The organism is Phytopseudomonas argentinensis (genome assembly GCF_900113905.1).
Lineage (GTDB): Bacteria > Pseudomonadota > Gammaproteobacteria > Pseudomonadales > Pseudomonadaceae > Aquipseudomonas > Aquipseudomonas argentinensis.
Genome location: NZ_FORC01000005.1, coordinates 81,973 through 107,963 on the forward strand (window position 1 = coordinate 81,973; position 25,991 = coordinate 107,963).

The window sequence follows — 25,991 nt, forward strand, 5'->3', positions numbered from 1 at the left end:
GTATAATCCTCGGCTTGTTTTCAGCCCGCCAAGACCTTAAGTGGATAGGGTGTTATGTCCGGAAAAGCGCAACAGCAATCTCGTTTGAAAGAATTGATCAGCCGTGGTCGTGAGCAGGGTTACCTGACTTACGCGGAGGTCAATGACCACCTGCCGGAGGATATATCCGATCCGGAACAGGTGGAAGACATCATCCGCATGATCAATGACATGGGGATCAACGTATTCGAGAGTGCTCCGGATGCGGACGCCCTGTTGTTGGCCGAGGCCGACACCGACGAAGCCGCTGCTGAAGAAGCAGCCGCTGCTCTCGCCGCCGTTGAGACCGATATCGGCCGCACCACCGACCCGGTGCGCATGTATATGCGTGAAATGGGAACCGTGGAGCTGCTGACCCGCGAAGGCGAGATCGAAATCGCCAAGCGGATCGAAGAAGGCATCCGTGAAGTCATGGGCGCGGTCGCTCACTTCCCGGGCACCGTCGACAGCATCCTCGCCGAATACACCCGCGTCACCACCGAGGGCGGCCGTCTGGTCGAAGTGCTCAGTGGCTACATCGATCCGGACGACGGCAGCGTGCCTGCCGAAGCCGCGGCTCCGGTTCCTGCGTCCAGCGACGACAAGGCCGAAGACAAGGACGATGAAGAGGAAGACGGCGACAGCGACGACGAGGAAGAAGAAGGCGATGGCGGCCCGGATCCTGAAGAGGCCCTGCGCCGCTTCACGGCGGTCGCCGACCAGTTGGAAGCCGCCAAGAAGGCACTGAAGAAGCACGGCCGCGACAGCAAGCAGGCGATCGAAGAGCTGCGCCAGTTGGCCGAGCTGTTCATGCCGATCAAGCTGGTGCCCAAGCAGTACGACGCGCTGGTGGTACGGGTGCGTGACGCCCTTGACCGCCTGCGCGGCCAGGAACGCGCCATCATGCAGCTGTGCGTACGTGATGCCCGTATGCCGCGTGCCGACTTCCTGCGCCTGTTCCCGGGCAACGAAGTGGATCTGGGCTGGGCTGCCAGCCTGGCCAAGGGCAAAGCCAAGTACGCCGAAGCCATCGGCAACCTGGAAGCCGATATCCAGCGCTGCCAGCAGAAGCTGATCGCCCTGCAGGAAGAAAGCGACCTGACCCTGGCCGAGATCAAGGACATCAACCGTCGCATGTCGATCGGTGAAGCCAAGGCTCGTCGCGCCAAGAAGGAAATGGTTGAGGCCAACCTGCGCCTGGTCATCTCCATTGCCAAGAAGTACACCAACCGCGGCCTGCAGTTCCTCGACCTGATCCAGGAAGGCAACATCGGCCTGATGAAGGCGGTGGACAAGTTCGAATACCGTCGCGGCTACAAGTTCTCGACCTATGCCACCTGGTGGATTCGTCAGGCGATCACTCGCTCGATCGCCGACCAGGCCCGCACCATCCGTATTCCGGTGCACATGATCGAGACGATCAACAAGCTCAACCGCATCTCCCGTCAGATGCTCCAGGAAATGGGTCGCGAGCCTACCCCGGAAGAGCTGGGCGAGCGTATGGAAATGCCCGAGGACAAGATCCGCAAGGTGCTGAAGATCGCCAAAGAGCCGATCTCCATGGAAACCCCGATCGGCGACGACGAGGATTCGCACCTGGGCGACTTCATCGAGGACAGCACCATGCAGTCCCCGATCGACGTGGCCACCGTGGAAAGCCTCAAGGAAGCTACCCGCGAAGTACTGGCCGGCCTCACTGCCCGTGAAGCCAAGGTACTGCGCATGCGCTTCGGCATCGACATGAACACCGACCACACCCTCGAGGAAGTGGGCAAGCAGTTCGACGTCACCCGTGAGCGTATCCGTCAGATCGAAGCCAAGGCACTGCGCAAGCTGCGCCACCCGACCCGTAGCGAACACCTGCGCTCGTTCCTCGACGAGTAAGGTTTACGGGTACAAAAAATGCCGGTCAGTTTGCGCTGACCGGCATTTTTTATGGTTCATCGCATTTTCGCATTACACCGGACTGGCAAGTTTGTGTGCGTATTACTTACTGGTTTCGCACCCATCCATTACCGCGTCTACTGAATCTTTGGGTTACGGGCGCCACACCTTGATTCGCTTCGCTCACCCTTCGGGCCAGCCTGCGGCTGTTACTGCGCTTCGCTTCGTCTCTTTGCTTGCCCAAGAAAGGTGTGCCAAAGAAGGGCACCCCGACATCCGGGTTTCGCTACGCTCAACTTGATTCGCTCTGCTCACCCTACGGGCCAGCCTTTCGGCTGTTACTCCGCCTCGCTGCGTTTCCTCGCTCCGGCGCCGCTCCGGGGGCCGGCTTACATGGGCCATCCCTGGCCCATTAAGCCTCTCGCCGCATCCATGCGGCTCGTCCCCCTACACGACACCTCCACTACTCGCTGAGCTCGCCCTACGGGCCAGCCTTCGGCTGTTACTCCGCTTCGCTACGTTTCGGCCTCCTGACGGGACCGGAGCGCCAGCTTGCGAGATTTCCACAGACTCCAGCTCGGCGGCGTCTGTTTTTGCTTTTGCCCTCGAGCTGCGATCTCACAGGACGACGCCCAAGTCCCCTTCAGGAGGCTGAGTGGAATCGCCGTGTAAGGGGTTGAGCGGCATGGATGCCGCGAGAACCACGATGGGCCATGGATGGCCCTTCGTGGCGTGCCCCTGGAGCGGTGATGAAAGGAGGGAACCCCGGCGCAGCCGGGGCCGGATGCAGGGGTGTGTTTCTTTGCTTACTTTCTTTGCACAAGCAAGAGCTACGCAGCGCAGCGAAGTAACAGCCGCAGGCTGGCCTGAAGGGTGAGCGCAGCGAATCAAGTCAGTCGCCCGTAAGGGGCGAAACCCATAGTCCAGGCGGCGGGCCAATGGAAAGTGCCAAGTCGTCGACAGCTAACACTTGTTTGCCAGTCCGGTATCAACCAAACATTCCCCTAAAAATGCGAAGAACCTTTTCATGCCCTGCCCTTTTTGCCGGCTAGCCTACCGAGCGTCGCAAGCAATGCTGGAAATCTCAGCCATTCACCTCGACAAAACCCTGGCGAATCGCCTCCTCCGGCAGGTTGTCGCCGATAAAGACGATCACGCTCTCGCGCTTCTCGTCGGCGCCCCACTCGCTGTCCCAGTCGAAGCCGTAGAGTCGCAGCACGCCCTGAAACACCATACGGCGGTCTTCGCCAGCGATGCTCAGCACGCCCTTGTAGCGCAGCAGCGAATTGCCGTGCTCCTCGAGCAACGTCTCCATGAAGCCACTGAGCCGATCCAGATCCAGCGGCTTGTCGCTGGTCAGCACCAGCGTGGAGATTCGGTCACTGCTCTTGCCCGGCAGTACCGGCCGCAGGCTCGGCGCCACGTCGGCGTTGAGGTTGAAGCCGCGCACGTCGAGCAGCTCGGCCAGGTCGATACGCCCATGCTCCACCACGCGAATCGGTGCCCGCCGGTTGATGCGCTGCAACCGCGCGGTGAGCGCCTCGCGGGCAGCCTGGTCGACCAGATCGGTCTTGCTGAGCAGGATGCGGTCGGCGAAACCGACCTGGGCCTGGGCGATGGTTTCCTGCAGGTGGCGCTCGGCATTGGCGGCATCCACCAGGGTGATGATGCCGTCGAGCACGTAGCGCTCGCACAACTCCTCGGTGGCGAAGAAGGTCTGTGCCACCGGCGCGGGGTCGGCGAGCCCGGTGCACTCGATCACCAGGCGGTCGAAGTCCAGCTCACCGCTGTCGCGCTTTTCCAGCAGCACGAACAGCGCCTTCTCCAGCTCGACATGGATGGAGCAGCACACGCAGCCATTGGCCAGGGTCATCACCTGCACCGGCTCGCTGCCGAGCAGCTGGCTGTCGATGGGCATCTCGCTGTATTCGTTCTCGATCACTGCGATCTTCAGGCCATGTTCGGCCTTGAGGATATGACGCAGCAGCGTGGTCTTGCCGGCACCGAGAAAGCCGCTGAGCACGGTGACCGGAATCGGGGAAAAGGACATGAATGCATTCCTCTGAAAGACACACGCCACGACGAGGCGTGGCGTGTGGTACTTGAAGCGAGCCGTCAGGCCCGCCAGGTGATATCAGCAGCAGCGGATCGGCCGCCCCTTGCCACCACCATAACGTGCTTCCTGACGCTCGCGGAAGAAGGCTTCGTAACTCATCACCGGCTTGTCCGGATGCTTCTTGGTCATGTGCTCGACATAGGTGTCGTAGTCGGGCATGCCCACCAGCATTCGTGCAGCCTGGCCGAGGTACTTGCCCATTCGGCTGAGATCATTGAACACGGGCAACCTCCGGCGCGTCTGCAGGCAGCGCTTCATAGGTGGCCTCTTGGTCGGTGCGCAGCTCCTTGCGCCAGGCGGCACGACCGACCTTTATGGCGTAGAACAGCACGCTCAGCACCACGAACAGGAACAGCACGGTAAGCGTGGCGTTGGTGTAGGCGTTGAAGATCACGTGCTGCATCTGGCCGATGTCCTTGGCCGGGGCGATGATCTGACCGGCGTCCAGCGCAGCCTGGTACTTCTTGGCCAGGGCCAGGAAGCCCACTGCCGGGTTGGGGTCGAGCAGCTTGATCAGGCCCGCGGTGGTGGTGCAGATCAGCAGCCAGACGGCCGGCACCAGGGTCACCCACACGTAGCGCTCGCGCTTCATCTTGATCAGCACCACGGTGCCGAGCATCAGCGCGATACCGGCGAGCATCTGGTTGGAGATGCCGAACAGCGGCCACAGGGTGTTGATGCCGCCCAGCGGATCGACCACGCCCTGGTACAGCAGCCAGCCCCACAGCGCCACGCAGCCGGCGGTGGCGATCACGTTGGCAGTCCAGGATTCGGTCTTCTTCAGCGACGGCACGAAGTTGCCGAGCAGGTCCTGCAGCATGAAGCGCCCGGCACGGGTACCGGCGTCCACCGCGGTGAGGATGAACAGCGCCTCGAAGAGGATCGCGAAGTGGTACCAGAACGCCATGGTGTTCTCGCCCGGCAGCACGCTGTGGAGGATCTGCGCGATACCTACGGCAAGGGTCGGTGCACCACCGGCGCGAGCCAGGATGGTGTTCTCGCCGATATCCCGGGCGACCGCCTCGAGCTGCTCGGGGGTGATCATGAAGCCCCAGCTGCTGACCGTGGCGGCGACCGACTGGACATCGGAGCCGACCAGCGCCGCTGGGCTGTTCATGGCGAAGTAGATGCCTGGCTCGATCACCGAGGCAGCGACCATGGCCATGATGGCCACGAAGGACTCCATCAGCATGCCGCCGTAACCGATGTAGCGGGCATGGGTTTCGTTGGCCAGGAGCTTGGGCGTGGTGCCCGAGCTGATCAGCGCGTGGAAGCCGGACACCGCGCCACAGGCGATGGTGATGAACAGGAACGGGAACAGGGTGCCCTTCCACACCGGGCCGGTGCCGTCGGTAAACTGGGTCAGCGCCGGCATCTTCAGCTCGGGCATCACTACCAGGATGCCGATGGCCAGAGCGATGATGGTGCCGATCTTCAGGAAGGTCGACAGGTAGTCACGCGGCGCCAGGATCAGCCACACCGGCAGCACCGCGGCGACAAAGCCGTAACCGATCAGCATCCAGGTGATCTGCACGCCGGTGAAGGTGAAGGCCGGCCCCCACACCGGGTCAGCGGCAATCACGCCACCGAGCCAGATCGAGCCGAGCAGCAGGACCACACCGATCAGGGAAATCTCGCCGATGCGCCCCGGGCGGATATAGCGCATGTAGATGCCCATGAACATCGCGATGGGAATGGTCGCCATCACCGTGAACATGCCCCAGGGGCTTTCCGCCAGCGCCTTGACCACGATCAGCGAGAGCACCGCGAGGATGATGATCATGATCAGGAAGGCGCCGAACAGCGCGATGGTGCCGGGGATCTGGCCCATTTCCTCGCGCACCAGCTCGCCCAGGGAGCGGCCGTTGCGGCGGGTGGAAATGAACAGCACCATGAAGTCCTGCACCGCACCGGCCAGTACCACCCCGGCGATCAGCCAGAGGGTGCCCGGCAGGTAACCCATCTGTGCGGCGAGTACCGGGCCGACCAGCGGGCCGGCGCCAGCGATAGCGGCGAAGTGGTGACCGAAGAGGATGTGCTTGTTGGTCGGGACGTAGTCCAGGCCATCGTTGTTGAGCACGGCGGGGGTGGCGCGGGTGGGGTCGAGCTGCATCACCTTGGTGGCGATGAACAGGCTGTAGTAGCGGTACGCGACGAGGTAGATCGCCACGGCAGCTACGACGATCCACAGGGCGTTGATCGACTCGCCGCGGTTCAGCGCCACGGTGCCCAGCGCGAAGGCGCCCAGCAACGCGACCGCAAACCAGGCGATATGGCTGGCCATTCTGGTCATTTGGACATCTCCGGTCGCAAACCTTGGCCTGCGACGCTCATTGTTATTGTTGTGCTCAGTTGAGCCCCCGCAACTATCCATATAAGTATGCTTTGCAGTAATTCGCAAAACTACCCACGGACTTCTACGTAGAACTACGTAGAAACGCCCAAATCGCGCCAGCCGGGCGCTGCAGCTTTGTGTATGCTCTGCCCGCCTGCCGTAGCCACCACGCTACCCCAGCCAGGCGCAGCAGCCCGGAGAGCCCCATGCAACTCAAGCACAAGATCGTCGCCCTGAGCCTGCTGCCCATGCTCCTGGCCGTCGCCGTGGTGTGCCTGCTGGTGCTTATCCAAAACCAGCGCCTGGGCAACCAGCAGGCCCAGCTCATCGAGCACAGTATCCTCGCCAGCAAGCAGGCCGAGCTCAAGCACTATGTGGAAATGGCCCTGAGCACTATCGCGCCGCTTTACGAAAGCGGCCGCGACGATGACGAGACCAAGCGCCAGGTGCTGGCCCTGCTCGAGCGCATCAACTTCGGCAGCGACGGGTACTTCTTCGTCTACGACCGCAACGGCAAGAGCCTGATGCACCCGCGCCAGGCCACGCTGGTGGGCAAGGACCTGTGGAACATGACCGACCCCCACGGCCTGCTGGTGATCCAGGCGCTGATCCGCAGCGCCACCCAGGGTGATGGCTTCCAGCGCTACGGCTGGCAGAAGCCTTCCACCGGCCAGGTCGCCGAAAAACTCGCCTACGTGAGCATGCTCGAGCGCTGGGGCTGGATGCTCGGCACCGGCATCTACCTGGAAGACGTCGACAACGCCATCGCCCAGGTTCGCCATGACGTGGGCAGCGGTATCCGCACCACCATGCTGGCAATCGCCGTCGTCGCGCTGATCGCCGTGCTGCTGGTATTCGCCAGCGGCCTGACCCTCAACGTCAGCGAACATCGCCTGGCCGACCGCAAGCTGCAGCAGCTGACCCAGCGCATCATCACCTCCCAGGAAGAGGAGCGTTCGCGTCTGTCGCGGGAGCTGCACGACGGCATCAGCCAGTTGCTGGTGTCGATCAAGTTCAAATTCGAGCTGGCCGCCCACGAACTGGAAGCCGGCAAGGCCAGCGCCGCCGGCACCCTGCGCCAGGGCATCGAACGCCTGGCCGGGGCGATCGGCGAGGTGCGGCGCATCTCCCACGACCTGCACCCCTCGCTCCTCGACACCCTGGGCCTGGCCTCGGCCATCGGCCAACTGGCCAGCGAGTTCGAGCAGCGCAGTGGGCTACGGGTGACCTACGACAACAGCCTGGGCGATACCCGCTTGAGCGATGACATGAACGTGGCGCTGTTTCGCATCCTTCAGGAAGCGCTGACCAACATCGAACGCCACGCCGGGGCCAGCCAGGTGACCATCCAACTGACCGGCAACAATCGGCGGGTCAAGCTGCGCATCAGCGATGACGGCACAGGCTTCAGCCCGCGCCAGGCCGAGCAGAGCGGCGGCATCGGCCTGCGCAACATCCGCGAGCGGGTCGAGCACTTCGGCGGCGACTTCAGCATCGCCTCCAATGCTTCCGGCACCGTTCTGAGCATCGCCCTGCTACCCTCCGCCGACGCGCAACAACTCCGGACCGAGCAATCATGAAGACCATTCGCATCGCCCTCGTCGACGACCATATCCTGGTGCGCGAAGGCATCCGCACCCTGCTGTCGATGGTCGAGCACTTCGAGATCGCTGGCGAGGCCGGCAGTGGCAGCGAGGCGCTGGAACTGGTGGCCCGCGAACAGCCGGACATCCTGCTGATGGACATCGGCCTGAAGGACATCAACGGTCTGGAGCTGACCGGCATCATCAAGAAGCGCCACCCGGCCACCAAGGTGCTGATCCTGAGCATGTACGACAATCAGGAATACGTGAGCAGCTCGCTGCGCATGGGCGCCTCGGGCTACGTGCTCAAGGAGGCGCCGTCCCAGGACATCATATCCGCCATCGACGTGCTGGCGGTGGGCGGGCGGTTCTACAGCGGCGACGTGGCCCACAAGCTGGCCCAGGAAGACACCGAGGAAGGCGAACTCACCCCACGCGAGCGCCAGGTGCTGCTGATGATGGCCCAAGGCCTGAACAACAAGGCCATGGCCCGCGAGCTGGCGATCAGCGTACGCACCGTGGAGACTTACCGGCTGAACATTCGCCGCAAACTGGACATCGAAAAGCCTGCCGACCTGGTCAAACACGCCATGGAGTACGGCTGGGCGCCGCAAACCTGAAGCCAGGCCGCGCGCATTCGGCGACGGCGACGCGCGGCTTGGCTATAGTGGGCTAGGGTCTGCTGCCGTTTCACGCACGGCCGCGCCGGAGTCCGTTTTGTCGCGAGGTAAGGCACGAGCCGCGAAGTTTAGCTAGCTAAATGAGCCGGCGAGAAACGCCGCATCGCGACAAAACGGACCCGGCCCTGCGGGTTGTGCGAGAAATCTCGCCATGCGTCGTTGGAGGACTTGGCAAGGGAACAACCATTCCCTGCGTCCTCCGCCTAGCCTGGCGAGATTTCTCGCGACAACGCGGCTCGCGTTGAAACGGCAACAGACCCTAAACCAACTGAGGACAGCTTCCATGAGTGACAACCACGAACGTCGGCGCTTCCAGCGTATCGCCTTCGACGCGCCCGCCGAGATCATTCAGGGCGAACAGAGCTGGCAAGTGGAGCTGCACGACATCTCGTTTCGCGGCGTGCTGGTGCGTCGGCCTTGGAACTGGGAAGGCGAGACCGGCCAGGACTACCTGCTGCGCATCGCCCTCGACGATAACCTGCAGGTAAGCATGCAGGTCGAACTGGTGCACCGCGAAGAGCGGGTGCTGGGCTTTCTCTGCCACCACATCGACCTTGACTCCATGAGCCACCTGCGCCGCCTGGTGGAACTCAACCTGGGCGACGAGGAACTGCTGGAGCGCGAGCTGGCGGCGCTCTGCGAAGACGACAGCTGAGCACGGCAGAAACGGCCGCCCAGGCAAACGGATGCGGCCGTTATCCTATTGATCGCAAGGGCGCCTCTGCCGCCGCCAGCTGACGACGGTGGTCAGAGCTGCCCGCCACCTGGCCAGTCACTGAATGGTGAATTCACAGCAGGCCGCATCGGCTTCGCGACGACGGGCCCGGCGGGCCTTCACCAGGCGCGGCAGCCTATCGAGAAGCGGCTGACGTCTGCGCTCGATACCCAGGCGGTCGACCGGCGAGAAACTGGCTTTGGCGATGATGTCGTAGAACAGCAGCATGGTGGCGTCTCCTCTGTGGGTACGCCTTTATCCTGCGACTAGCACCCTGCCCCACGGTTGACGTGGGTCAATAGCCACCCGCCGGCCGCAGCGGCAGAACGCCGCAGCTACTCGAACAGGGCGTCGAGTGCCTGCTCCAGGCGGGTCACAGCGACCACCTGCAGCCCGGCTGGCGGCTCCTTCGGCGCATTGCCCTTGGGCACGATGGCGCGCTTGAAGCCGTGCTTGGCCGCCTCCTTCAAACGCTCCTGGCCGCTGGGCACCGGGCGGATCTCGCCGGACAGGCCCACTTCGCCGAACACCAGCAGATCGTGGGGCAGTGGACGGTTGCGCAGGCTGGAAATCACCGCGGCCATCAGCGCCAGGTCCGAGGCGGTTTCCAGCACCTTCACACCGCCGACCACGTTGAGAAACACGTCCTGGTCATAGGTGGGAATGCCGCCGTGGCGGTGCAGCACGGCGAGCAGCATGGCCAGGCGGTTCTGATCCAGGCCGAGGGTCACCCGGCGCGGGTTGGCCATGTGGCTGGTGTCGACTAGCGCCTGCACCTCCACCAGCATCGGCCGGGTACCTTCCCAGGTGGCCATGACGATGCTGCCCGGCACCTCCTCCTGGGCGCGGGTGAGGAAGATCGCCGAGGGGTTGCTGACCTCCTTGAGGCCCTTGTCGGTCATGCCGAACACCCCCAGTTCGTTGATCGCCCCGAAGCGGTTCTTCACCGCACGTAACAGGCGCAGGCGGCCGTCTGGGTCGCCCTCGAAATACAGCACGGTATCGACCATGTGTTCGAGCACCCGCGGGCCGGCCAGCGCGCCCTCCTTCGTCACGTGGCCGACCAGGAAGATCGCCGTGCCGCTCTGCTTGGCGAAACGCACCAGCAGCGCGGCACTCTCGCGCACCTGGGCGACGCCGCCGGGCGCCGATTGCAATTGTTCGGTGAAGATGGTCTGGATCGAGTCGATCACCATCACCTTGGGCTTTTCATGGCGGGCGGTGGCGATGATGCTTTCGATGCAGGTTTCGGTCATCACCTTGAGCTTGTCTTCCGGCAGGCCCAGGCGCCGGGCGCGCATCGCCACCTGCTGCTGGGATTCCTCACCGGTGACATACAGCGCCGGAAAGCGCTGGGCGACGTTGCACAGGGTCTGCAGCAGGATGGTCGACTTGCCGATACCCGGGTCGCCGCCGATCAGCACAACCGAGCCGTCGACCAGGCCGCCGCCGAGCACCCGGTCGAGTTCCGCCGAAGCGGTGGAAAAGCGCGGCATCTCTTCGACGCTGACTTCGGCCAGAGTCTTCAACTGTGCCTGCTGCCCGGCCCACCCCGTTCGACCGCTGGGCGCAGCGGCGCCGCCGGCTTCGATCATGGTTTCGGTCAGGGTGTTCCAGGCGCCGCACTCGCCGCACTGGCCGGCCCACTTGGGAAAGGTCGCGCCGCACTCGGTGCAGCCGTACAAGCGTTTGGCCCTGGCCATGGGGGTCGTCCTGCCTGATCGATGAAGGTCGAAACGATACCGAACAACTGGATAAATTTACAGACCTTCGGGCACAGGCTATCGCCGCCGGGCACGCGAAGCCGATAATGCGCCGTTTCCCAGACCCGAGACCTGCGATGTCCATCGAGCTCACTCCCACCTGCGCCGAGCAGCAGCCGCTGCTTGCCAATCTCTACCAGTTCTATGCCTACGAGTCGTCGGACTGGGAGCAGGAGGATATCGAGGTCGATGGGCGCTTCTACGTGCACGAGGCGCACCTGCAGCGTTACTGGCAGGATCCAGGCTGGAGCGCGCAGCTGATCCTGGTCGACGGCTTCATCGCGGGCTTTCTGCTGCTGGAAACCTGCGAGGATCAGGGCATCGCTACCATGGAGTTCGCCGATCTGTTCCTGCTCAAGAAATACCGGCGCCAGGGTATCGGCCGCGCCGTACTGCAACAGACGGTCAGCAACGGGCGCCGCTGGCTGGTGTGCTGTTATCGACAGGACGAATTGGCAAGCAGGTTCTGTCGGCAGGTGCTCGGCGAGCTGCCGTGCAAGGTGCGCGAGCTGGATGGCGATGGCGACGAGCCAGGGTTGCAACGCTTTGTGGTGCAGGCCTGAGAATTGGCCGGTAACCCCGAAAAAGCTCGGGCGCGACACCCGGGCTACAGAAGGCTGGATCTAGCAGCCGAGCGAGGCGCTACCCAGGAAACCGGTGACGAAGATCCTAAGTAGCGCAGCGCTGCATGACGGCTGGGTATTCAGCGGTCAGTGAGTTCCTGGACGATCTTGTCCTTGAGCAACACGCGCTCGCGGCGCAGACGGCCCAGGGTTTCGTCATCGAAGGACTGGTTACCGGATTCGAGATCGACGATGCGTTTGTCCAGATCCTGATAGCGGCCCACCAGCCCGTCGAATCCAGGGTTGCTCTTGCGACGCTCGGTCAGCGCGTCGCCGTACTCACGAAACTCTTCACGCAGATTGTGCTCGGCGGTCATGGGGCGCTCCTCTCTGTTGGGGTGATGATGCATTGACCGCAGTCCACCGCCGCCAGCACGGCCGCCCGACGAACTGCATCAGCCGCCGCAGTTGTTGCCGCAGTTGCAGCAACCGCCCTGGGCCTTGCGCTGCTGCCTGGCGAGATCCTCACGCAGGGCGGAACGGCGCAGTTTGAGAGCAGCCAGGCTCAATCCATCGGGCCGCTCAAGGCCGCTTTCGATGCGCGCGATGCGCCGGTCGACGTCATCGTGCTGCTCCACCAGTGCGCTGTAGGCAAGGTTGCCGCCCAGCAGCGGGGCGGTGTCGGTCTGGGCGCTGTAGTCGATATGCATGGCGGTGCTCCGTAGGGGGATAGGCGCACTGTAGTCGGGCGCAAGGCAGTGGCCGTTGACCCTAGTCAACGCCTCCGGCCCGCCATACTGCCACCTGTCGAGCGGCCCGCAAGCCGCGCGGCAGAGCCCCCTCGGCACGCCATCCAAGGTAACCCGCGGTAATAAATTCGGACGATCCTGGCACTGCGCAGTCACACACCTAGCATCGGTCAGGCGCCAGCGCATGGCAGACCAGCGGCGGTGCTTTACACTTCAGCGCACGAATCAAATCCAGGGGGTTGCACATGAGCATCATCAACGAATTCAAGGCCTTCGCGGTCAAGGGCAACGTCGTCGACATGGCGGTCGGCATCATCATCGGCGCGGCCTTCGGCAAGATCGTCTCGTCCTTCGTCGGCGATGTGATCATGCCTCCCCTCGGGCTGCTGATCGGTGGGGTGGACTTTTCCGACCTGGCCATCACCCTCAAGGCTGCCGAAGGTGACCTGCCGGCCGTGGTACTGGCTTACGGGCGCTTCATCCAGACGGTGATCGACTTCATCATCATCGCCTTCGCCATCTTCATGGGCGTCAAGGCGATCAACCGTCTCAAGCGTGAAGAAGCCGTGGCGCCGTCGGTGCCGCCAGCGCCCAGCACCCAGGAAGTGCTGCTGACGGAAATCCGTGACCTGCTCAAGAACCAGCAGCACAAGGATTGACCGAGTAGCGGCTCAGGAAAGAAAACGGCGCCTTCAGGGCGCCGTTTTCATATCAGGTTCAGGTCAGGCAACGGATTCGCTGCTGCCCGGCTTGAGCAGCACCCGGGTGATGCGGCGCTCCTTGACTTCGATCACTGTCAGCTCCCAGCCCAGGTACTCGACCTTGTCGCCGATCAGCGGCAGGCGGTCGAGCAGGCTCATGGCCAGGCCGGCCAGGGTTTGGTAGTCGTCGGTCGGCTTGGCGGCGAAGTTCATCCGCTCGCGCAACACCGCCAGGTTGACCGCACCATTGACGCGGTAACCGTCGTCCACTTCCTCGACATCAGGGCCATCCACTTCGCTGGCATCCGGCAGTTCGCCGGCGATGGCTTCGAGAATGTCGGTGAGGGTCAGCAGGCCCTCGAACCCCCCGAACTCGTTGACCACGAAGGCCACGTGGGTGGACCCCTGGCGCATCTGCTCCAGCGCGCTGAGCACGCTGGAGCTGTCCGGCAGGTTGATCGGCGCCCGCACCAGACTCTCGATGTCCGGTTGCTGGCCCTTGAGCAATTCCTTGAATAGCTCCTTCTTGTGGATGTAACCCAGGGGCTCCTCAGGGGAGTCGTTGCGGGTCACCACCAGGCGAGAATGCGGCGAGTCGAGCAGCGCCTGCTGGATCCTCTCCGGGTCGTCGTCGAGGTTGATGCTGTCGACTTCCATACGGTCGGTCATGACCTTCTGGATGGACATCTCGGCCATGTTCAGCACGCCGCTGATCATCACCCGCTCGCGGCGGTCGAACAGCGCGGTTTCACCCTGCTCGCCCTCGAGCATATCGGCGATGTCCTCACCCACTTCGTCGGCCTGTACCTTGCCGCCAAGCATGCGCATCACCGCATGGGCGGTACGGTCACGCAGGCCACGCTGGCCCTGCAGGCTGCGCTTGCGGCGCGAACGGGCGACCTGATTGAACAGCTCGATGAGGATCGAGAAACCGATGGCCGCGTACAGGTAACCTTTCGGAATGTGGAAGCCCAGGCCTTCGGCGGTCAGGCTGAAGCCGATCATCATCAGGAAGCCCAGGCACAGCATGATCACCGTCGGGCGCGCGTTGACGAAGGCGGTCAGCGGCTTGCTGGCGACGATCATCAGGCCGATGGAGATGATCACCGCGATCATCATCACTTCCAGGTGCTCGACCATGCCCACTGCGGTGATCACTGCATCCAGCGAGAACACCGCGTCGAGCACGATGATCTGCGCCACCACCGGCCAGAACTTGGCGTAGGTACGCGCACCACCTGACTGATGCACGCGACCCTCCAGGCGTTCGTGCAGCTCCATGGTGGCCTTGAACAGCAGGAACACACCACCGAACAGCATGATCAGGTCACGCCCCGAGAAGGACTTGCCGAATACCTCGATCAACGGATCGGTGAGGGTCACCAGCCAGGCCATGCTGGCCAGCAGGCCCAGGCGCATGATCAGCGCCAGGCTCAAGCCGATGACCCGCGCACGATCTCGCTGCTCGGGCGGCAGCTTGTCGGCGAGGATGGCGATAAACACCAGGTTGTCGATGCCCAGGACGATTTCCAAGACGATCAGGGTCAACAGGCCTAACCAGGCCGTCGGATCAGCCATCCATTCCATTTAGTGTGTAGCTCTCTCAAGGGGAAAACGAAGGCAGCCGATCGCGACGTGCATGCGTGAAGCAGGCTCGTGAAGGCTCGACTGACGGGAAGTATGCGCAGCACGCTGCTGCACGCGAGGCAGGCACCGGGCGGTGCTGCCTTTGGGAAGTAACGCCCTCGTCCATAGTGGCGAGGGCGATCGTCTACTGTCGCTGTCCATGAAGACCGGAAAATGGGAAACAGACCCGGCAATCTACTGGAGCGCGAGTCACACTGAAAGCGGCAAGTTTGTAACCATGCTTTACATGCCGTGTGAGCGTGTCGGGTTGCAGCTTTACCAGTAGTTCTCCACGGCAACCTGGCCGGGCCGACGGGTCAGGCTGAGGTTCATGTTGCGCGCCTTCAGGCATTGGCGAATGTCGTCGATCATCTGCGGGTTGCCGCAGATCATCACCCGCGAATGTTCGGGGGTCAGTTCCAGACCAGCGGCGCGCTCCAGCTCGCCGTTTTCGATCAACTGAGTGATGCGCGCATTCAGGCAGCCCGGCGCCTGCTCGCGGGTCACCACTGGCAGGTAGGTGAGCTTGTGGGTGAATTCGGCCAGGTGCTCCAGTTCGGAGAAGCCGTGGATCATGTCCTGATAGGCCAGCTCGGCCAACGTGCGCGCGCTGTACACCAGCACGATGCGCTCGAAGCGCTCCCATATTTCAAAATCCTGCAGCATCGACAGGAATGGCGCGATGCCGGTGCCGCTGCCCAGCAGCCACAGGTCACGGCCGTCGATGAAGCGATCCAGGGTCAGGTAGCCGGTGGCCATTTTTTCCACCAGCAAGGTATCGCCGATACGCAGCCGGCTCAGTTCACTGGTGAATTCACCGCCGGGCACCACGATGGAGAAGAACTCCAGGTGCTCGTCATGGGGCGCCGAAACCAGTGAATAGGCGCGCCAGACCACCGAGCCATCGGCCTTCTCCACGCCCAGGCGTACGAACTGCCCGGCGCGGAAACGAAACCCGGCGTCGCGGGTGGTCCGCAGGGTGAATAGGCTGGGCGTCAGGGTCTGAACGTCGAGAAGGGTCTGGCGGGTGAATTTGTCTTCGCTACTCATCGGCGGCTCCATCAGGGCTCATGGGCCTAGTGTCGCGCAAAGCCGCCGCAGGAAACACCGGTAAAGATCAGGGAGAACGCTGGAGCGGGGATTAGAGAGGCATCGGGTTGAAGGGATAGTGCAGGTAGCAAGTGGCATCACACCTTTGTGGGAGCGGGCCATGCGCGCGAATCGCGGGCATGGCCCGCTCCCACAAGAGCACCTTAGCCCGAGTCGAGCGCAGCGACAGCCAGGGATCCACCGCCCACAAAAAAGCCGACCCGAAGGTCGGCTATCTCGTCGCAGCGCAGCTGGTGCTTACAGCGCGTCGCGACTGCTGGCGCCGTCTACCAGACGGGCGATACCCAGCGGGTTGGCGTTCTTCAGGGCGTCGGGCAGCAGGGCGTCCGGGCAGTTCTGGTAACAAACCGGGCGCAGGAAGCGGTCGATGGCCAGGGTGCCGACGGATGTACCGCGAGCATCGGAGGTCGCCGGGTACGGGCCGCCATGCACCATGGCATCGCAGACTTCGACACCGGTCGGGTAGCCATTGAACAGCACGCGACCGACCTTCTGCTCGAGCAGCGCGAACAGCGCCTCGCTGCCGGCCAGATCACCCGGCTCGGTGATCAGCGTGGCGGTCAGCTGGCCGTGCAATCCCTCGATGGCCTTGATCAGCTCGGCCTGGTCGGCTACCTCGACGACGATGGTGGTCGGCCCGAAGACTTCTTCCTGCAGACGCTCGTCCCCCTCGAGCAACAGGCTGACATCGGCCTTGAACAGCTGTGGGCGCGCCTGTTTGCCTTCCTGCGCGGTGCCAGCCAGGTGGGTGATGCCCGGGTGTGCGGCGAGCGCAGCGATGCCTTTGCCATAGCCTTCCAGGCCGCCGGCATTGAGCAGGGTCTGCGGCGGCTGCTCGGCCATCTTGGCGGTCAGGCTGTGCAGAAAGGCGCTGAATTCCGGCGAGCGAATACCGAGCACCAGGCCGGGGTTGGTGCAGAACTGGCCAGCGCCCAGCACCACCGATGCGGCCAGTTCACCGGCGACTTTCTCGCCACGGGCCTTGAGGGCTTCGGGCAGGAGGATGACCGGGTTGATGCTGCTCATCTCGGCGAACACCGGGATCGGTTGCGGGCGCGCCGCAGCCATGTCGCACAGGGCACGGCCGCCGCGTAGCGAGCCGGTGAAGCCGACCGCCTGGATGGCCGGGTGCTTGACCAGCGCGGCACCGACGATGCCACCATAGATCATGTTGAACACGCCCTTGGGCATGCCGGTTTTCTCGGCCGCGCGCAACAGCGCCGCGCCCACCAGGGCAGTGGTGGTCATATGGCCAGGGTGGGCCTTGAACACCACCGGGCAACCGGCAGCCAGGGCCGAGGCGGTGTCGCCGCCGGCCGTGGAGAACGCCAGCGGAAAGTTGCTGGCACCGAATACGGCGACCGGGCCGAGGCCGATGCGGTACTGGCGAATGTCCGGGCGCGGCAGCGGCTGGCGATCCGGCAGGGCACGGTCGATGCGCGCACCGAGGAAATCGCCACGGCGCAGCACCTGGGCAAACAGGCGCATCTGCCCGCTGGTACGCCCGCGCTCACCCTGAATGCGGCCGCTCGGCAACGCGGTTTCGCGGCAGACGATGGCGATGAAATCCTCGCCCAGGCCGTCCAGTTCATCAGCGATGGCGTCGAGAAACTCGGCGCGTCGGCTCGCCGGCAGGCTGCGATAGGCCGGGTAGGCAGCGGCGGCGGCCTTGGCGGCGGCATCGACTTCCTGCTCGGTGGCCTCGACGAATTCGTACGGCAGTGTTTCGCCGGTGGTGGCATCGACGCTCTGCAGCTTCACGCTGCCGCGGGCGCTGTAGGCGCCGCCGATGATGTTGTGGCCATTGACGGACATGAATACTTCCTCCTGGTCAGAACCCTGCGGGGCCAAAACTGGCCGCGACATGGGTAACGGTGGATGGTTAAAGTGCTGTGACGCTGCCCGGCTGCAGCGGTTCATCAGCCGCCACCAGGCCGTTGCGCAGGGGCGCGCCGAATTCGCTCATTTCGATCTCGAAGGTGTCGCCAGGCTGCGCCTGAATGCCGTCGGCATAGGACAGCGTAGCGGTACCGAAGTAATGCACGTGCACATCGCCCGGGCGCAGGAACTGCTGGTATTTGAAGTGGTGGAACTCCAGGTTCTCCAGGCTGTGGCACATGTTCTGCTCGCCACTGAGGAATTCCTTCTCCCAGATCACCTCGCCGCTGCGATGAATACGGCTGGTACCGGCCAGGTGAGCGGGCAGCGCGCCAACGCGCAGTTCCGGCCCGTAGGCGCAGAAACGCAGCTTGGAGTGCGCCAGGTACAGGTAATTGCGGCGCTCCAGCACATGGTCGGAGAACTCGTTGCCCAGGGCATAACCGAGGCGGTAGGGCTTGCCATCGTCGCCGATCACGTACAGGCCGACCAGCTCCGGCTCCTCGCCACCATCTTCGGCGAAGGCCGGTAGCGGCAGGTCGGCGCCAGGGCGCACGACGATGCTGCCGTCCCCCTTGTAGAACCACTCCGGCTGCGCGCCGATCTTGCCGGCACCTGGCTTGCCGCCCTCCAGGCCCCAACGGAAGATGCGCATGGTGTCGGTCAGGGTAGCTTCGTCCTGGCCCTTCTGCTGGTGCATCTTGTCGCGGGTCGAGGCGCTGCCCAGATGGGTAAGGCCGGTGCCGCTGATCAGGCAATGAGCCGGGTCTTGATGATCCAGCGGTGGCAGGATGCGCCCGCCCTGCTGCAGTTCGGCGTAAGCCGGGCCGGCGTCGCTGCCACGGCCGTCGACTTCGCTCTGCAGGCTGCGCCCGGCGCGGATCGCTGCCAGTGCCAACTCGCGGGTGCTGGCAACGCCGCGCACGGTACGCACGGCATCGCCGTCGACAACGCCAACCTGACGCTGGCCGCTGGTGGATTCGAACTGGATCAGTCGCATGGCTTATCTCTCTTGTCAGTCGCTTGCCCGAACGGGTACAGGGCAGACTTTACGAACTCAACGCCAGCCTGCCTAATGACAGGCTCTGATCAAGCAATAACCGATGGTTATCACCATGCTCGCATCCCTCCCCGCCCTGGTTTCCCGACTACGCCTGAAACAGCTGCGCCTGCTTATCGCCCTCGACGAACAGGGCTCGCTGCACAAGGCCGCCGAGGCCGTGGCGATCAGCCAGCCGGGGGCGACCAAGGCGCTCAACGAGATCGAATCGGCATTCGGCACGCGGCTGTTCGCCCGCACCAGCCAGGGCCTGGAAGCCAACGACCTGGGGCGTTGCGCTATTCGCTACGCGCGGCTGATCCACAGCGACCTGGCGCACCTGCGCGAAGAAATGCTCGGCATCCTGCAGGGCCAGGGCGGGCGCCTGGTGGTAGGGGTGATCATGGGTGCGGTGCCGCACCTGACCCGCGCGCTGTCGCGGTTGCGCGCGCGCCAGCCGGAACTGTCGGTGGAAATCGTCGAAGACACCAGTGCGCGGCTGCTCAGCCTGATCGACCAGGGCCGCCTGGACCTGGCGATCTGCCGCACCAGCGTGAGCCGCCGACCGGATGATTACGACTGCCTGAGCCTGCATGACGAACAGCTGAAAGTGGTGGCCAACCCCGCGCACCCGCTGGCCACCACGCCGGGTCTGAGCCTGGCGCAACTGGCGGCCTACAGCTGGGTGGTGTTCCCGGCGAACATGCCGATGCGCCTGGTACTGGAGCGGGCATTCAGCGACGCCGAGCTGGAGTTTCCGCGCTACCCGCTGGAAACCGCCTCGACCTTCGCCACCCTGATGCTGCTGCAGGAAGACCCGCACCTGGTAGCGCTGATGCCACGGGAAACCGCCCAGTCGGCGGCGCGGTCGGGCCAACTGGCATGCCTGGAACTGGCCCAGGTGCTGCGCAGCGAACCCTATGGGGTGATCAGCCGCCGCGGCTCGCCGCTTTCGTCGCCGGCGCGTTTGCTGCTGGAGGAGCTGCGGACTTCCTAGTCGTCGCTTCGTGGGATGGGGCGGGCCGCGTAGGTGAAACCCATCAATTCCCGATGGGTTTCACCCATCCTACGGTCTTGCGCTGATCTAAATGTGGAAGCAGGCCATGCCCGCGAAAAAAATCCCGGGCATGGACTGGGCGTCCCCGCCCGCTTCCACAGGACTTCGGCGGCAGTCCGACTTAACCAATCAACGCCGATTGACCGTCTGCGCCGCACGCAGCACATCAGTGCCGATCTCGGCCTCGAAACGCTGCCACACCGGGCGCATCGCTTCGCGCCAGGCTTCGCGCTGCTCGTGGGTCAGGGTGATGATCTGCGCGCGGCCGGCGGCGACCAGCTGCTCGCGGCTCTTGCGGTTCAGCTCCTCGGCGTCCTGATTCACCTTGAAGCTGACCTCCTCGATGATCGCTTCCAGCTGAGTACGCACCTGATAGGGAATGCTGATCCAGAACTTGGAGTTGCTGATCAGCATGTAGTTGAGCGAACCGTGGTTGGTTTCGGTGATGAACGGCTGCACGCTGTCGAGCTTCTGGCTGGCCAGGTTCGACCAGGGGTTTTCCGCGCCTTGCACGCTACCCTGCTGCAGCGCCGCCAGGGTTTCGCTGAAGGCCATCTTGCTGGCGGTGGCGCCGATCTGGGCGAACTGCGCCTCCAGTACCGGAGATGGCTGAATACGGAAGTTCAGGCCCTTGGCATCGGCCGGCGCCTTCAGCGCGCGGGTGGCGGAAAGCTGCTTCATGCCGTTGTTCCAGTAGGCCAGGCCGTAGATGTCGTGGCCCGCCATGGAGCGCAGCAGCTCGCGGCTTTTCTCACGCTTCTGAAAGCGCTTTACCGCCTCCAGGTCATCGAACAGGAACGGCAGGTCGAACACCTGAAGTTGCTTGGTGTAGGCATCGAACTTGGACAGCGACGGCGCCAACATCTGCACCTTGCCGTCACGCAGCGCCTGCAGCTCGTCCTCGTCACCGAACAGCGTGGAGTTCGGGTACACCTCGACCTTCACCTTGTCGCCCAGGCGCTGTTCGACCAGTTCCTTGAACAGCTGCGCGCCACGGCCTTTCGGGGTGTCTTCAGCGACCACGTGGGAGAACTTGATGACGATGGGCTCGGCGGCGAACGCCGGCGTGCAGATCAGCAGCACGGCTGACAGGGCGGTGGTGACAACGGACTTGAACATGCAAAACCTCGGCAATAGCAGACAGCGGCGCATGCGCGAGGCAGCACCTGAAGAAAATGGGTTGCGGATGACCTCGGTGAGGTCGCTGTCGGCTAGGCCCGGCGCAGCGCGCGGGTGTCCGACTATTATTGGAGGGCTGCGGAGAGGGGTCAGGCAAACGCGACCGTTCTGGCAGGGGCGCGATTCTTGTCGATCGCACCCGGCAGAACAAGCGGTAATAACGCCAACTGCTGCACAGCCTGAAGATTCAATGCCCGCGCCGTGGCAGAATGCGCCCCGCCACGCCCATCACGAGATCAGCATGTCGTCGTCCTTCGTCACCCCGTTCGCCACCCTCGACCTGCAACGCCAGCCCGAGCAACCCGGCATGCCGCTGCAGGCCTTCGATGCCGCCGATGCCTACCTGCTCGAGCAGGTGCAGAACCTGCCGGATTGTGCGCGTGTGCTGCTGCTCAATGACAGCTTCGGCGCCCTGGCTTGTGCCCTGGCCGGCCGTGCGCAGGTGACCAGCAGCGGCGACTCGCACCTGGGCCACCTGGCGCTGCGCCTCAACCTGGCACGCAACGGCCTGGCCGAGGATGCAGTGACCTTCGTGCCGGCCAGCGAGCCGGTAAGCGGCCCGTTCGATATGGTGCTGATCCGTGTGCCGAAAACCCTGGCGCTGCTGGAAGAACAGCTGATCCGCCTGCACGGTCAGCTGGCGCCAGGCGCTCAGGTGATCGCCGGCGCGATGATCAAGCACCTGCCCCGCGCGGCCGGCGACCTGCTGGAGCGATACATCGGCGCGGTGCAGGCCTCGCTGGCGGTGAAAAAGGCCCGCCTGTTGCACGCCACGCCCGAAGCCCGACCAGCGGCGCCGTCGCCCTACCCGACCCGCTACCGCCTCGACAAGCCGGCGCTGGAGCTGAGCAACCATGCCAACCTGTTCTGCCGCGAAGGCCTGGACATCGGCACCCGCGCCTTCCTGCCGCACCTGCCGCGCCATCTGGATAACCGTCGAGTGGCCGACCTGGGCTGCGGCAACGGCGTGCTGGGCATCGTCTACGCCCTCGGCAGCCCCCAGGCCGAGCTGACCTTAGTGGATGAGTCCTATATGGCCGTGCAGTCCGCTAGCGAAAACTGGCAAGCCGCCCTGGGCGAGCGCCCGGTGACCATCCGCCCGGGTGACGGCCTGGCCGAACAGACCGAAGACTCGCTGGATCTGGTGCTGTGCAACCCGCCCTTCCACCAGCAGCAGGTGGTCGGCGATTTCCTCGCCTGGCGCATGTTCCAGCAGGCACGCAGCGCACTGGTCACCGGTGGCGAGCTGTGGATCGTCGGCAACCGCCATCTGGGTTACCACGCCAAGCTGGCGCGGCTGTTCCGCGGCGTCGAGCAGGTGGCGGCCACGCCGAAGTTCGTGGTGCTCAAGGCGACCAAGTAGACATTGATATCGCGGCGCCTGCTGCCCCGGGTATCGCTGCGCTCAACGCCGGGCTACCAGAGTCACTTGTAGCCTGAGGTTGAGCGCAGCGATACCCAGCAATCCTTCCCTCAGTCGATCAGACCATTGCCGTCATAGAACGGATAAGGCCCGGGATATTCACCGAGCACCCCGGTATGGGTGACCAGGCCATGCTCGGCATGCCAGTGATGAAGCAGGTAACCAGGCGGCTCCAGGTTGAAGTGCGCAGGCGCGCCAGGCTGCAGGTCCAGCACGATCTGATGCGAGACACCAGGGCACACGCAACTCAGGCTGCCGGCAAAACGCCGCTGGATCGCGCGATGCAGGTGCCCGCAAAGCAGCCGCTCCACCTGCGGGTGACCGCCGATAAGCCATTCCAGGGCCGCGGCATTGCGAAACGGCTCGCGGTCCATATGGCCGATGCCACTGATGAATGGCGGGTGGTGCAGGATCAATACTGTCGGCACCTGCGGGCGCAGCGCCAGCTGGGCATCCAGCCAGCGCAACTGGCTGTCCTGCAACTGCCCTCCGTGGCTGCCGGGAATCGTCGTGTCGAGGCCGATCAGGCGCACCGGGTGGCTGTCGATCACCCAGTCCAACGGCGCCTCGGGCGATGGCGACAGGTAGGCGTGATCGGCAAAGGCGGCCAGCAGATGGCCGCGATCATCATGATTGCCGGGCACCAGGTAATAGGGCATGGCCAGGCGCTGCAGCTCCGGGCGCAGCACGGCGTATTCGTCCGGGTGGCCGAAGTCCACCAGGTCACCGCTGATTAGCACGATATCCGGGCGCGGCTGGCTGGCGTTCAGGTGCTCGACCGCGCGGCGCAGCGCCGCCAGGGTATCGACCACCCCGTAACTCGGCTTGCCGCCGGCCTTGAGGTGCAGGTCGCTGATCTGCGCGATCAGGAAGGTCGAAGCGTTGGGGATGACATCAGGCATTGAGGCTGAACACTCGCTGGGGCTCGACGGCCAGGTTGATCAAATCGCCGGGGGCATGCAGGCGGTCGTCGCTGCTGTCCACCGACAGCGGCTGCGCGCCGCCCACATCCACCAGCAGGCGGCTCTGCGCGCCCTGAAAGAATTGCCCGAGCAACCGCCCGCGCACGTGGCCGGGGGCACTGGTCACCTGCAGGTGCTCGGGGCGGCAATACAGGGTGCCCGGCAATTCGCTGGCGCTCCACGGCAACTCGCCGCCATTGACCTGCACGCCATTGGCGGTACGGCCAAGCACCGCGAAGGCGTTCAGGGTGCCGATGAAATTCGCCACGAAGGCATTGGCGGGCTGCTGATAGAGCGCCCGCGGCGTGGCGAGCTGGGCGATGCGGCCACGCTCCATGACCAGAATGCGGTCGCCCAAGGCCATGGCTTCGCCCTGGTCATGGGTGACGAACACGGCGGTGATGGCCAGTTCGCGCAGCAACTGGCCCAGCTCGCTGCGCAGGCGTTCGCGCAACTGGGCATCCAGGGCCGCCAGCGGCTCGTCGAGCAGCAGTACCCGCGGGCGTGGCGCCACGGCGCGGGCCAGGGCAACGCGCTGGCGCTGACCACCGGACAGCTCATGGACGGCGCGGTGGCCATAGCCTTGCAGGCCGACCAGCTCGAGCAACTCGGCGCAACGCCGTTCCCGTTCGGCGCGGGGCATCTTGCGCACCTTCAAGCCGTAGCCGATGTTGTCGGCCACGTTGAGGTTGGGAAACAGCGCGTAGTTCTGGAACACCATGCCCACGTCGCGGCGCTCGATGGGCAATGACGTGACGTCGCGCCCGGCGAACAGCACCTGGCCGGCATCCGGCCGTTCGAGCCCGGCGATCAGGCGCAATGTGGTGGTCTTGCCGCAGCCGGAGGGGCCAAGGATGGCCAGGGTTTCGCCGGCCTGGATCTCCAGGCTGAGGTCATCCACGGCGACGGTGCCGTCGGCGAACGCCTTGCGGCAGTTGTGCAGGCGAATGGAGGTAGCGCTCATCGTTGATCTCCACGGGACAGGCGGGCGCTGATGGCCTGCAGGGCGATCAGCAGCGGTACGATCATCAGCAGGAACAGCAGGGTGTAGGCGCTGGCGACCTCCAGCCGCGCCGAGGCGTAGCTGTCGGCCAGGCCCACCGGCAGGGTCTTGGTCATCGGCGTGTGGAGCATCCAGGTCAGGTTGAATTCGCCCAGCGACAGGGTGACGACCATCAGCACGCCAGCGAGGATGCCGGCCCGGCAGTTGGGCACCACCACGGTGAAGAAGCGTCGCAGCGGGCCGGCGCCGAGGCTGGCGGCAGCGTCTTCCAGGGTCGGCAGGTTCTGGCGCTGCATCACCGCCATCACCGGGCGTACCAGAAACGGCAGGGTGAACAGCACATGGCCGACCAGGATGAACAGCCAGCTGCCGCGAAACCCGCCGAGGTGGCCATAGGTGAGCAGCAGCGCCAAGGCGCTGGCCAGGCCGGGCATCGCCACCGGCAGCACCATCAGCTCCTCGAAGGCGCGGCTGAAGCGGTTGTTCATGCGCACCAGGGCATAGGCCGCCGGCACGCCGATCACGCAGACGCACAGGGCGCAGGCCACGGCCAGTTGCAGCGACAGCCACACCGTCGGCGAATAGGCCTGCCAGACCTGCACGAGCCAGTCGAAGGTCAGGCCGCTGGAAAGGCCCTGGAAATAATTGCGCGTCAGCCCGGCGAGCAGCGACAGCAGCACCGGCACCAGCATGAAGGCGCAGACCAGGCAGGTGAAAATCAGCTGCGCGGCAAACAGCGTCGAGCGTTTCATAGCAGCCCTCCGGCTTTTCGCACCCATTTCCTGACCACCAGCAGCACCGCCCAGGTCAGCGCGCCGAGGATCACCGACAGCGCCGCAGCCACACTGAAGTTGGCGTAGTTGGTGAACACGTTGTAGATCGCCACCGGCGTGACGTTGAGCTGGGTGCCGAGGGTGAAGGCAGTGCCGAACGCGCCCATCGAGGTGGCGAAGCAGATCGCCCCGCAGGACACCAGCGCCGGCATCAGCCCCGGCACGATCACGTCCCAGGTCACCCGCCAGTGGCTGGCGCCCAGCGAGCGGGCGGCCTCCTCCAGGCTGGCATCGAGGCTTTCACTGGCGGCCATCACGGTGAGGATCACCCGCGGTATGGAGAAATACAGGTAACCGAGAAACAACCCGGCCAGGGAATAGGCGAAGACCCAGCGCTCGCCCACCAGCCCCATGCCCAGCGCCGCGAACACGCCCTGGCGCCCGGCCAGCAGAATCACCAGAAAGCCCACCACCACGCCGGGGAAGGCCAGAGGAAAGGTCAGCAAGGCGACCAGCGCCGAACGCCCGAAGAAGCGCTGGCGGGCGAGAAATACCCCGCTGATGCTGCCCACCAACAATGCCGCCAGGGTCACCGTGGCCGCCAGCACGCTGGTCTGCGCCAGGCTGCTCAGATATTGGCCGCTGCTCAGCACCTGCCAGTAGCCGCTACCCGCCTCGCCACGGCTTTCACCACCGAGCAGCACCAGGTGGGCCAGCGGCAACAGCCAGAAAGCCAGCAGCACCGCGGCTGCCGGCACCAGCGCCACGGCCGCCCCGGGTCGCCAGCGCCACAGCGGCCGGTCAGCCCTCGCGGCAGCGTGGTTGCTCAGCGCG

24 protein-coding genes are annotated in these 25,991 nt (G+C 64.5%); 8 read left to right on the forward strand and 16 right to left on the reverse strand.

Annotation, left to right across the window (positions count from 1 at the left end; all coding sequences use genetic code 11):
- The first annotated feature begins 54 nt into the window (after positions 1-54).
- Positions 55-1,902, forward strand: coding sequence for an RNA polymerase sigma factor RpoD (rpoD, locus tag BM154_RS20950; RefSeq protein WP_074888977.1), 1,848 nt, complete (start codon positions 55-57; stop codon positions 1,900-1,902).
- A 1,084-nt stretch (positions 1,903-2,986) separates the two neighbouring features.
- Here rpoD and yjiA read toward each other — a convergent pair.
- The 3 genes from yjiA to BM154_RS20965 all read right to left on the reverse strand — a co-directional run bounded on the left by yjiA (position 2,987) and on the right by BM154_RS20965 (position 6,311).
- Complete coding sequence (gene yjiA / locus BM154_RS20955) at positions 2,987-3,952, reverse strand: GTPase (protein ID WP_074888980.1); 966 nt, start codon at positions 3,950-3,952, stop codon at positions 2,987-2,989.
- An 84-nt stretch (positions 3,953-4,036) separates the two neighbouring features.
- Entirely contained in the window at positions 4,037-4,240 is a 204-nt protein-coding gene (locus tag BM154_RS20960; RefSeq protein ID WP_073267317.1) for a YbdD/YjiX family protein, read from the reverse strand.
- Positions 4,230-6,311 carry a carbon starvation CstA family protein gene (locus tag BM154_RS20965; protein WP_074888983.1) on the reverse strand — a complete coding sequence of 694 codons (2,082 nt, stop codon included), beginning with the start codon at positions 6,309-6,311 and terminating at the stop codon, positions 4,230-4,232. The genes BM154_RS20960 and BM154_RS20965 overlap by 11 nt, the downstream gene beginning before the upstream one ends.
- 248 nt (positions 6,312-6,559) lie before the next feature.
- Between BM154_RS20965 and BM154_RS20970 the strand changes: the two genes are divergently transcribed.
- From BM154_RS20970 to BM154_RS20980, 3 genes are all read left to right on the forward strand, one after another.
- Positions 6,560-7,933, forward strand: coding sequence for a cache domain-containing protein (locus BM154_RS20970; protein WP_074888985.1), 1,374 nt, complete (start codon positions 6,560-6,562; stop codon positions 7,931-7,933).
- Positions 7,930-8,556 (forward strand): response regulator, encoded by a 627-nt coding sequence (locus BM154_RS20975; RefSeq protein ID WP_074888989.1) that lies wholly within the window; start codon positions 7,930-7,932, stop codon positions 8,554-8,556. The genes BM154_RS20970 and BM154_RS20975 overlap by 4 nt, the downstream gene beginning before the upstream one ends.
- A gap of 343 nt (positions 8,557-8,899) precedes the next feature.
- Positions 8,900-9,271 carry a PilZ domain-containing protein gene (locus BM154_RS20980; RefSeq protein ID WP_074888992.1) on the forward strand — a complete coding sequence of 124 codons (372 nt, stop codon included), beginning with the start codon at positions 8,900-8,902 and terminating at the stop codon, positions 9,269-9,271.
- 117 nt (positions 9,272-9,388) lie between these two features.
- Here BM154_RS20980 and BM154_RS24235 read toward each other — a convergent pair whose 3' ends face one another.
- Together BM154_RS24235 and radA are read right to left on the reverse strand one after the other, a co-directional pair.
- Positions 9,389-9,559, reverse strand: a complete 171-nt coding sequence (locus tag BM154_RS24235) for a hypothetical protein (RefSeq protein WP_167364716.1) — start codon at positions 9,557-9,559, stop codon at positions 9,389-9,391.
- 107 nt (positions 9,560-9,666) lie between these two features.
- Entirely contained in the window at positions 9,667-11,034 is a 1,368-nt protein-coding gene (gene radA / locus BM154_RS20985; protein WP_074888995.1) for a DNA repair protein RadA, read from the reverse strand.
- 137 nt (positions 11,035-11,171) lie between these two features.
- Here radA and BM154_RS20990 point away from each other — a divergent pair, with 137 nt between their 5' ends.
- A complete protein-coding gene (locus tag BM154_RS20990) occupies positions 11,172-11,657 on the forward strand; it encodes a GNAT family N-acetyltransferase (protein ID WP_074888997.1) in 486 nt (161 codons plus the stop codon).
- A gap of 140 nt (positions 11,658-11,797) precedes the next feature.
- Here BM154_RS20990 and BM154_RS20995 read toward each other — a convergent pair whose 3' ends face one another.
- Complete coding sequence (locus BM154_RS20995; protein WP_074888999.1) at positions 11,798-12,034, reverse strand: HP1242/YdcH family protein; 237 nt, start codon at positions 12,032-12,034, stop codon at positions 11,798-11,800.
- Positions 12,035-12,112: 78 nt separating this feature from the next.
- Positions 12,113-12,367 carry a DUF465 domain-containing protein gene (locus BM154_RS24240; protein WP_074889002.1) on the reverse strand — a complete coding sequence of 85 codons (255 nt, stop codon included), beginning with the start codon at positions 12,365-12,367 and terminating at the stop codon, positions 12,113-12,115.
- 284 nt (positions 12,368-12,651) lie between these two features.
- On the opposite strand from BM154_RS24240, the gene mscL reads away from it, so the two are divergent.
- Positions 12,652-13,065 (forward strand): large-conductance mechanosensitive channel protein MscL, encoded by a 414-nt coding sequence (gene mscL, locus BM154_RS21005; protein ID WP_070886103.1) that lies wholly within the window; start codon positions 12,652-12,654, stop codon positions 13,063-13,065.
- A gap of 63 nt (positions 13,066-13,128) precedes the next feature.
- On the opposite strand, the gene BM154_RS21010 is transcribed toward mscL, so the two are convergent.
- From BM154_RS21010 to araD1, 4 genes are all read right to left on the reverse strand, one after another.
- Entirely contained in the window at positions 13,129-14,694 is a 1,566-nt protein-coding gene (locus BM154_RS21010) for a TerC family protein (RefSeq protein ID WP_074889004.1), read from the reverse strand.
- 315 nt (positions 14,695-15,009) lie between these two features.
- Positions 15,010-15,783: a ferredoxin--NADP reductase gene (locus tag BM154_RS21015; RefSeq protein ID WP_074889007.1), complete on the reverse strand. Its 774-nt coding sequence runs from the start codon at positions 15,781-15,783 to the stop codon at positions 15,010-15,012.
- Between the two features lie 297 nt (positions 15,784-16,080).
- A complete protein-coding gene (locus BM154_RS21020) occupies positions 16,081-17,658 on the reverse strand; it encodes an aldehyde dehydrogenase (NADP(+)) (protein WP_074889010.1) in 1,578 nt (525 codons plus the stop codon).
- Between the two features lie 67 nt (positions 17,659-17,725).
- Entirely contained in the window at positions 17,726-18,721 is a 996-nt protein-coding gene (gene araD1 / locus BM154_RS21025; RefSeq protein WP_074889013.1) for an AraD1 family protein, read from the reverse strand.
- A gap of 115 nt (positions 18,722-18,836) precedes the next feature.
- Here araD1 and BM154_RS21030 point away from each other — a divergent pair, with 115 nt between their 5' ends.
- Positions 18,837-19,757 (forward strand): LysR family transcriptional regulator, encoded by a 921-nt coding sequence (locus tag BM154_RS21030; protein ID WP_074889261.1) that lies wholly within the window; start codon positions 18,837-18,839, stop codon positions 19,755-19,757.
- 189 nt (positions 19,758-19,946) lie between these two features.
- Here BM154_RS21030 and BM154_RS21035 read toward each other — a convergent pair whose 3' ends face one another.
- The gene (locus BM154_RS21035; RefSeq protein WP_074889017.1) at positions 19,947-20,936 is read right to left on the reverse strand and encodes a TRAP transporter substrate-binding protein; all 990 of its coding nucleotides are present in this window, start codon (positions 20,934-20,936) and stop codon (positions 19,947-19,949) included.
- 301 nt (positions 20,937-21,237) lie between these two features.
- Here BM154_RS21035 and BM154_RS21040 point away from each other — a divergent pair, with 301 nt between their 5' ends.
- A complete protein-coding gene (locus BM154_RS21040; protein ID WP_074889021.1) occupies positions 21,238-22,359 on the forward strand; it encodes a methyltransferase in 1,122 nt (373 codons plus the stop codon).
- Positions 22,360-22,469: 110 nt separating this feature from the next.
- Here the strand turns inward: BM154_RS21040 and BM154_RS21045 are convergent, their stop codons facing one another.
- The 4 genes from BM154_RS21045 to BM154_RS21060 are packed head-to-tail and all read right to left on the reverse strand — an operon-like array spanning position 22,470 to position 25,951.
- The gene (locus tag BM154_RS21045) at positions 22,470-23,321 is read right to left on the reverse strand and encodes a phosphodiesterase (protein WP_074889023.1); all 852 of its coding nucleotides are present in this window, start codon (positions 23,319-23,321) and stop codon (positions 22,470-22,472) included.
- On the reverse strand, positions 23,314-24,345 hold the full coding sequence (locus BM154_RS21050) for an ABC transporter ATP-binding protein (RefSeq protein ID WP_074889026.1): 1,032 nt from the start codon (positions 24,343-24,345) through the stop codon (positions 23,314-23,316). Before BM154_RS21050 ends, BM154_RS21045 begins: the two co-directional genes overlap by 8 nt.
- On the reverse strand, positions 24,342-25,136 hold the full coding sequence (locus BM154_RS21055; protein ID WP_074889029.1) for an ABC transporter permease: 795 nt from the start codon (positions 25,134-25,136) through the stop codon (positions 24,342-24,344). The genes BM154_RS21050 and BM154_RS21055 overlap by 4 nt, the downstream gene beginning before the upstream one ends.
- The gene (locus BM154_RS21060) at positions 25,133-25,951 is read right to left on the reverse strand and encodes an ABC transporter permease (protein ID WP_074889264.1); all 819 of its coding nucleotides are present in this window, start codon (positions 25,949-25,951) and stop codon (positions 25,133-25,135) included. The genes BM154_RS21055 and BM154_RS21060 overlap by 4 nt, the downstream gene beginning before the upstream one ends.
- Between the last annotated feature and the right edge of the window lie 40 nt (positions 25,952-25,991).

Coding starts and splice junctions, on each gene's coding strand:
- BM154_RS21015 (WP_074889007.1), bottom strand. CDS start 15,783: ATGAGTAGCGAAGACAAATTCACCCGCCAGACCCTTCTCGACGTTCAG.
- BM154_RS20975 (WP_074888989.1), top strand. CDS start 7,930: ATGAAGACCATTCGCATCGCCCTCGTCGACGACCATATCCTGGTGCGC.
- BM154_RS21010 (WP_074889004.1), bottom strand. CDS start 14,694: ATGGAATGGATGGCTGATCCGACGGCCTGGTTAGGCCTGTTGACCCTG.
- araD1 (WP_074889013.1), bottom strand. CDS start 18,721: ATGCGACTGATCCAGTTCGAATCCACCAGCGGCCAGCGTCAGGTTGGC.
- BM154_RS24235 (WP_167364716.1), bottom strand. CDS start 9,559: ATGCTGCTGTTCTACGACATCATCGCCAAAGCCAGTTTCTCGCCGGTC.
- BM154_RS20970 (WP_074888985.1), top strand. CDS start 6,560: ATGCAACTCAAGCACAAGATCGTCGCCCTGAGCCTGCTGCCCATGCTC.
- BM154_RS21030 (WP_074889261.1), top strand. CDS start 18,837: ATGCTCGCATCCCTCCCCGCCCTGGTTTCCCGACTACGCCTGAAACAG.
- radA (WP_074888995.1), bottom strand. CDS start 11,034: ATGGCCAGGGCCAAACGCTTGTACGGCTGCACCGAGTGCGGCGCGACC.
- BM154_RS21050 (WP_074889026.1), bottom strand. CDS start 24,345: ATGAGCGCTACCTCCATTCGCCTGCACAACTGCCGCAAGGCGTTCGCC.
- yjiA (WP_074888980.1), bottom strand. CDS start 3,952: ATGTCCTTTTCCCCGATTCCGGTCACCGTGCTCAGCGGCTTTCTCGGT.
- BM154_RS21040 (WP_074889021.1), top strand. CDS start 21,238: ATGTCGTCGTCCTTCGTCACCCCGTTCGCCACCCTCGACCTGCAACGC.
- mscL (WP_070886103.1), top strand. CDS start 12,652: ATGAGCATCATCAACGAATTCAAGGCCTTCGCGGTCAAGGGCAACGTC.
- BM154_RS20990 (WP_074888997.1), top strand. CDS start 11,172: ATGTCCATCGAGCTCACTCCCACCTGCGCCGAGCAGCAGCCGCTGCTT.
- BM154_RS20965 (WP_074888983.1), bottom strand. CDS start 6,311: ATGACCAGAATGGCCAGCCATATCGCCTGGTTTGCGGTCGCGTTGCTG.
- BM154_RS20980 (WP_074888992.1), top strand. CDS start 8,900: ATGAGTGACAACCACGAACGTCGGCGCTTCCAGCGTATCGCCTTCGAC.
- BM154_RS21045 (WP_074889023.1), bottom strand. CDS start 23,321: ATGCCTGATGTCATCCCCAACGCTTCGACCTTCCTGATCGCGCAGATC.
- BM154_RS24240 (WP_074889002.1), bottom strand. CDS start 12,367: ATGCATATCGACTACAGCGCCCAGACCGACACCGCCCCGCTGCTGGGC.
- BM154_RS21055 (WP_074889029.1), bottom strand. CDS start 25,136: ATGAAACGCTCGACGCTGTTTGCCGCGCAGCTGATTTTCACCTGCCTG.
- BM154_RS21035 (WP_074889017.1), bottom strand. CDS start 20,936: ATGTTCAAGTCCGTTGTCACCACCGCCCTGTCAGCCGTGCTGCTGATC.
- BM154_RS21020 (WP_074889010.1), bottom strand. CDS start 17,658: ATGTCCGTCAATGGCCACAACATCATCGGCGGCGCCTACAGCGCCCGC.
- rpoD (WP_074888977.1), top strand. CDS start 55: ATGTCCGGAAAAGCGCAACAGCAATCTCGTTTGAAAGAATTGATCAGC.
- BM154_RS20995 (WP_074888999.1), bottom strand. CDS start 12,034: ATGACCGCCGAGCACAATCTGCGTGAAGAGTTTCGTGAGTACGGCGAC.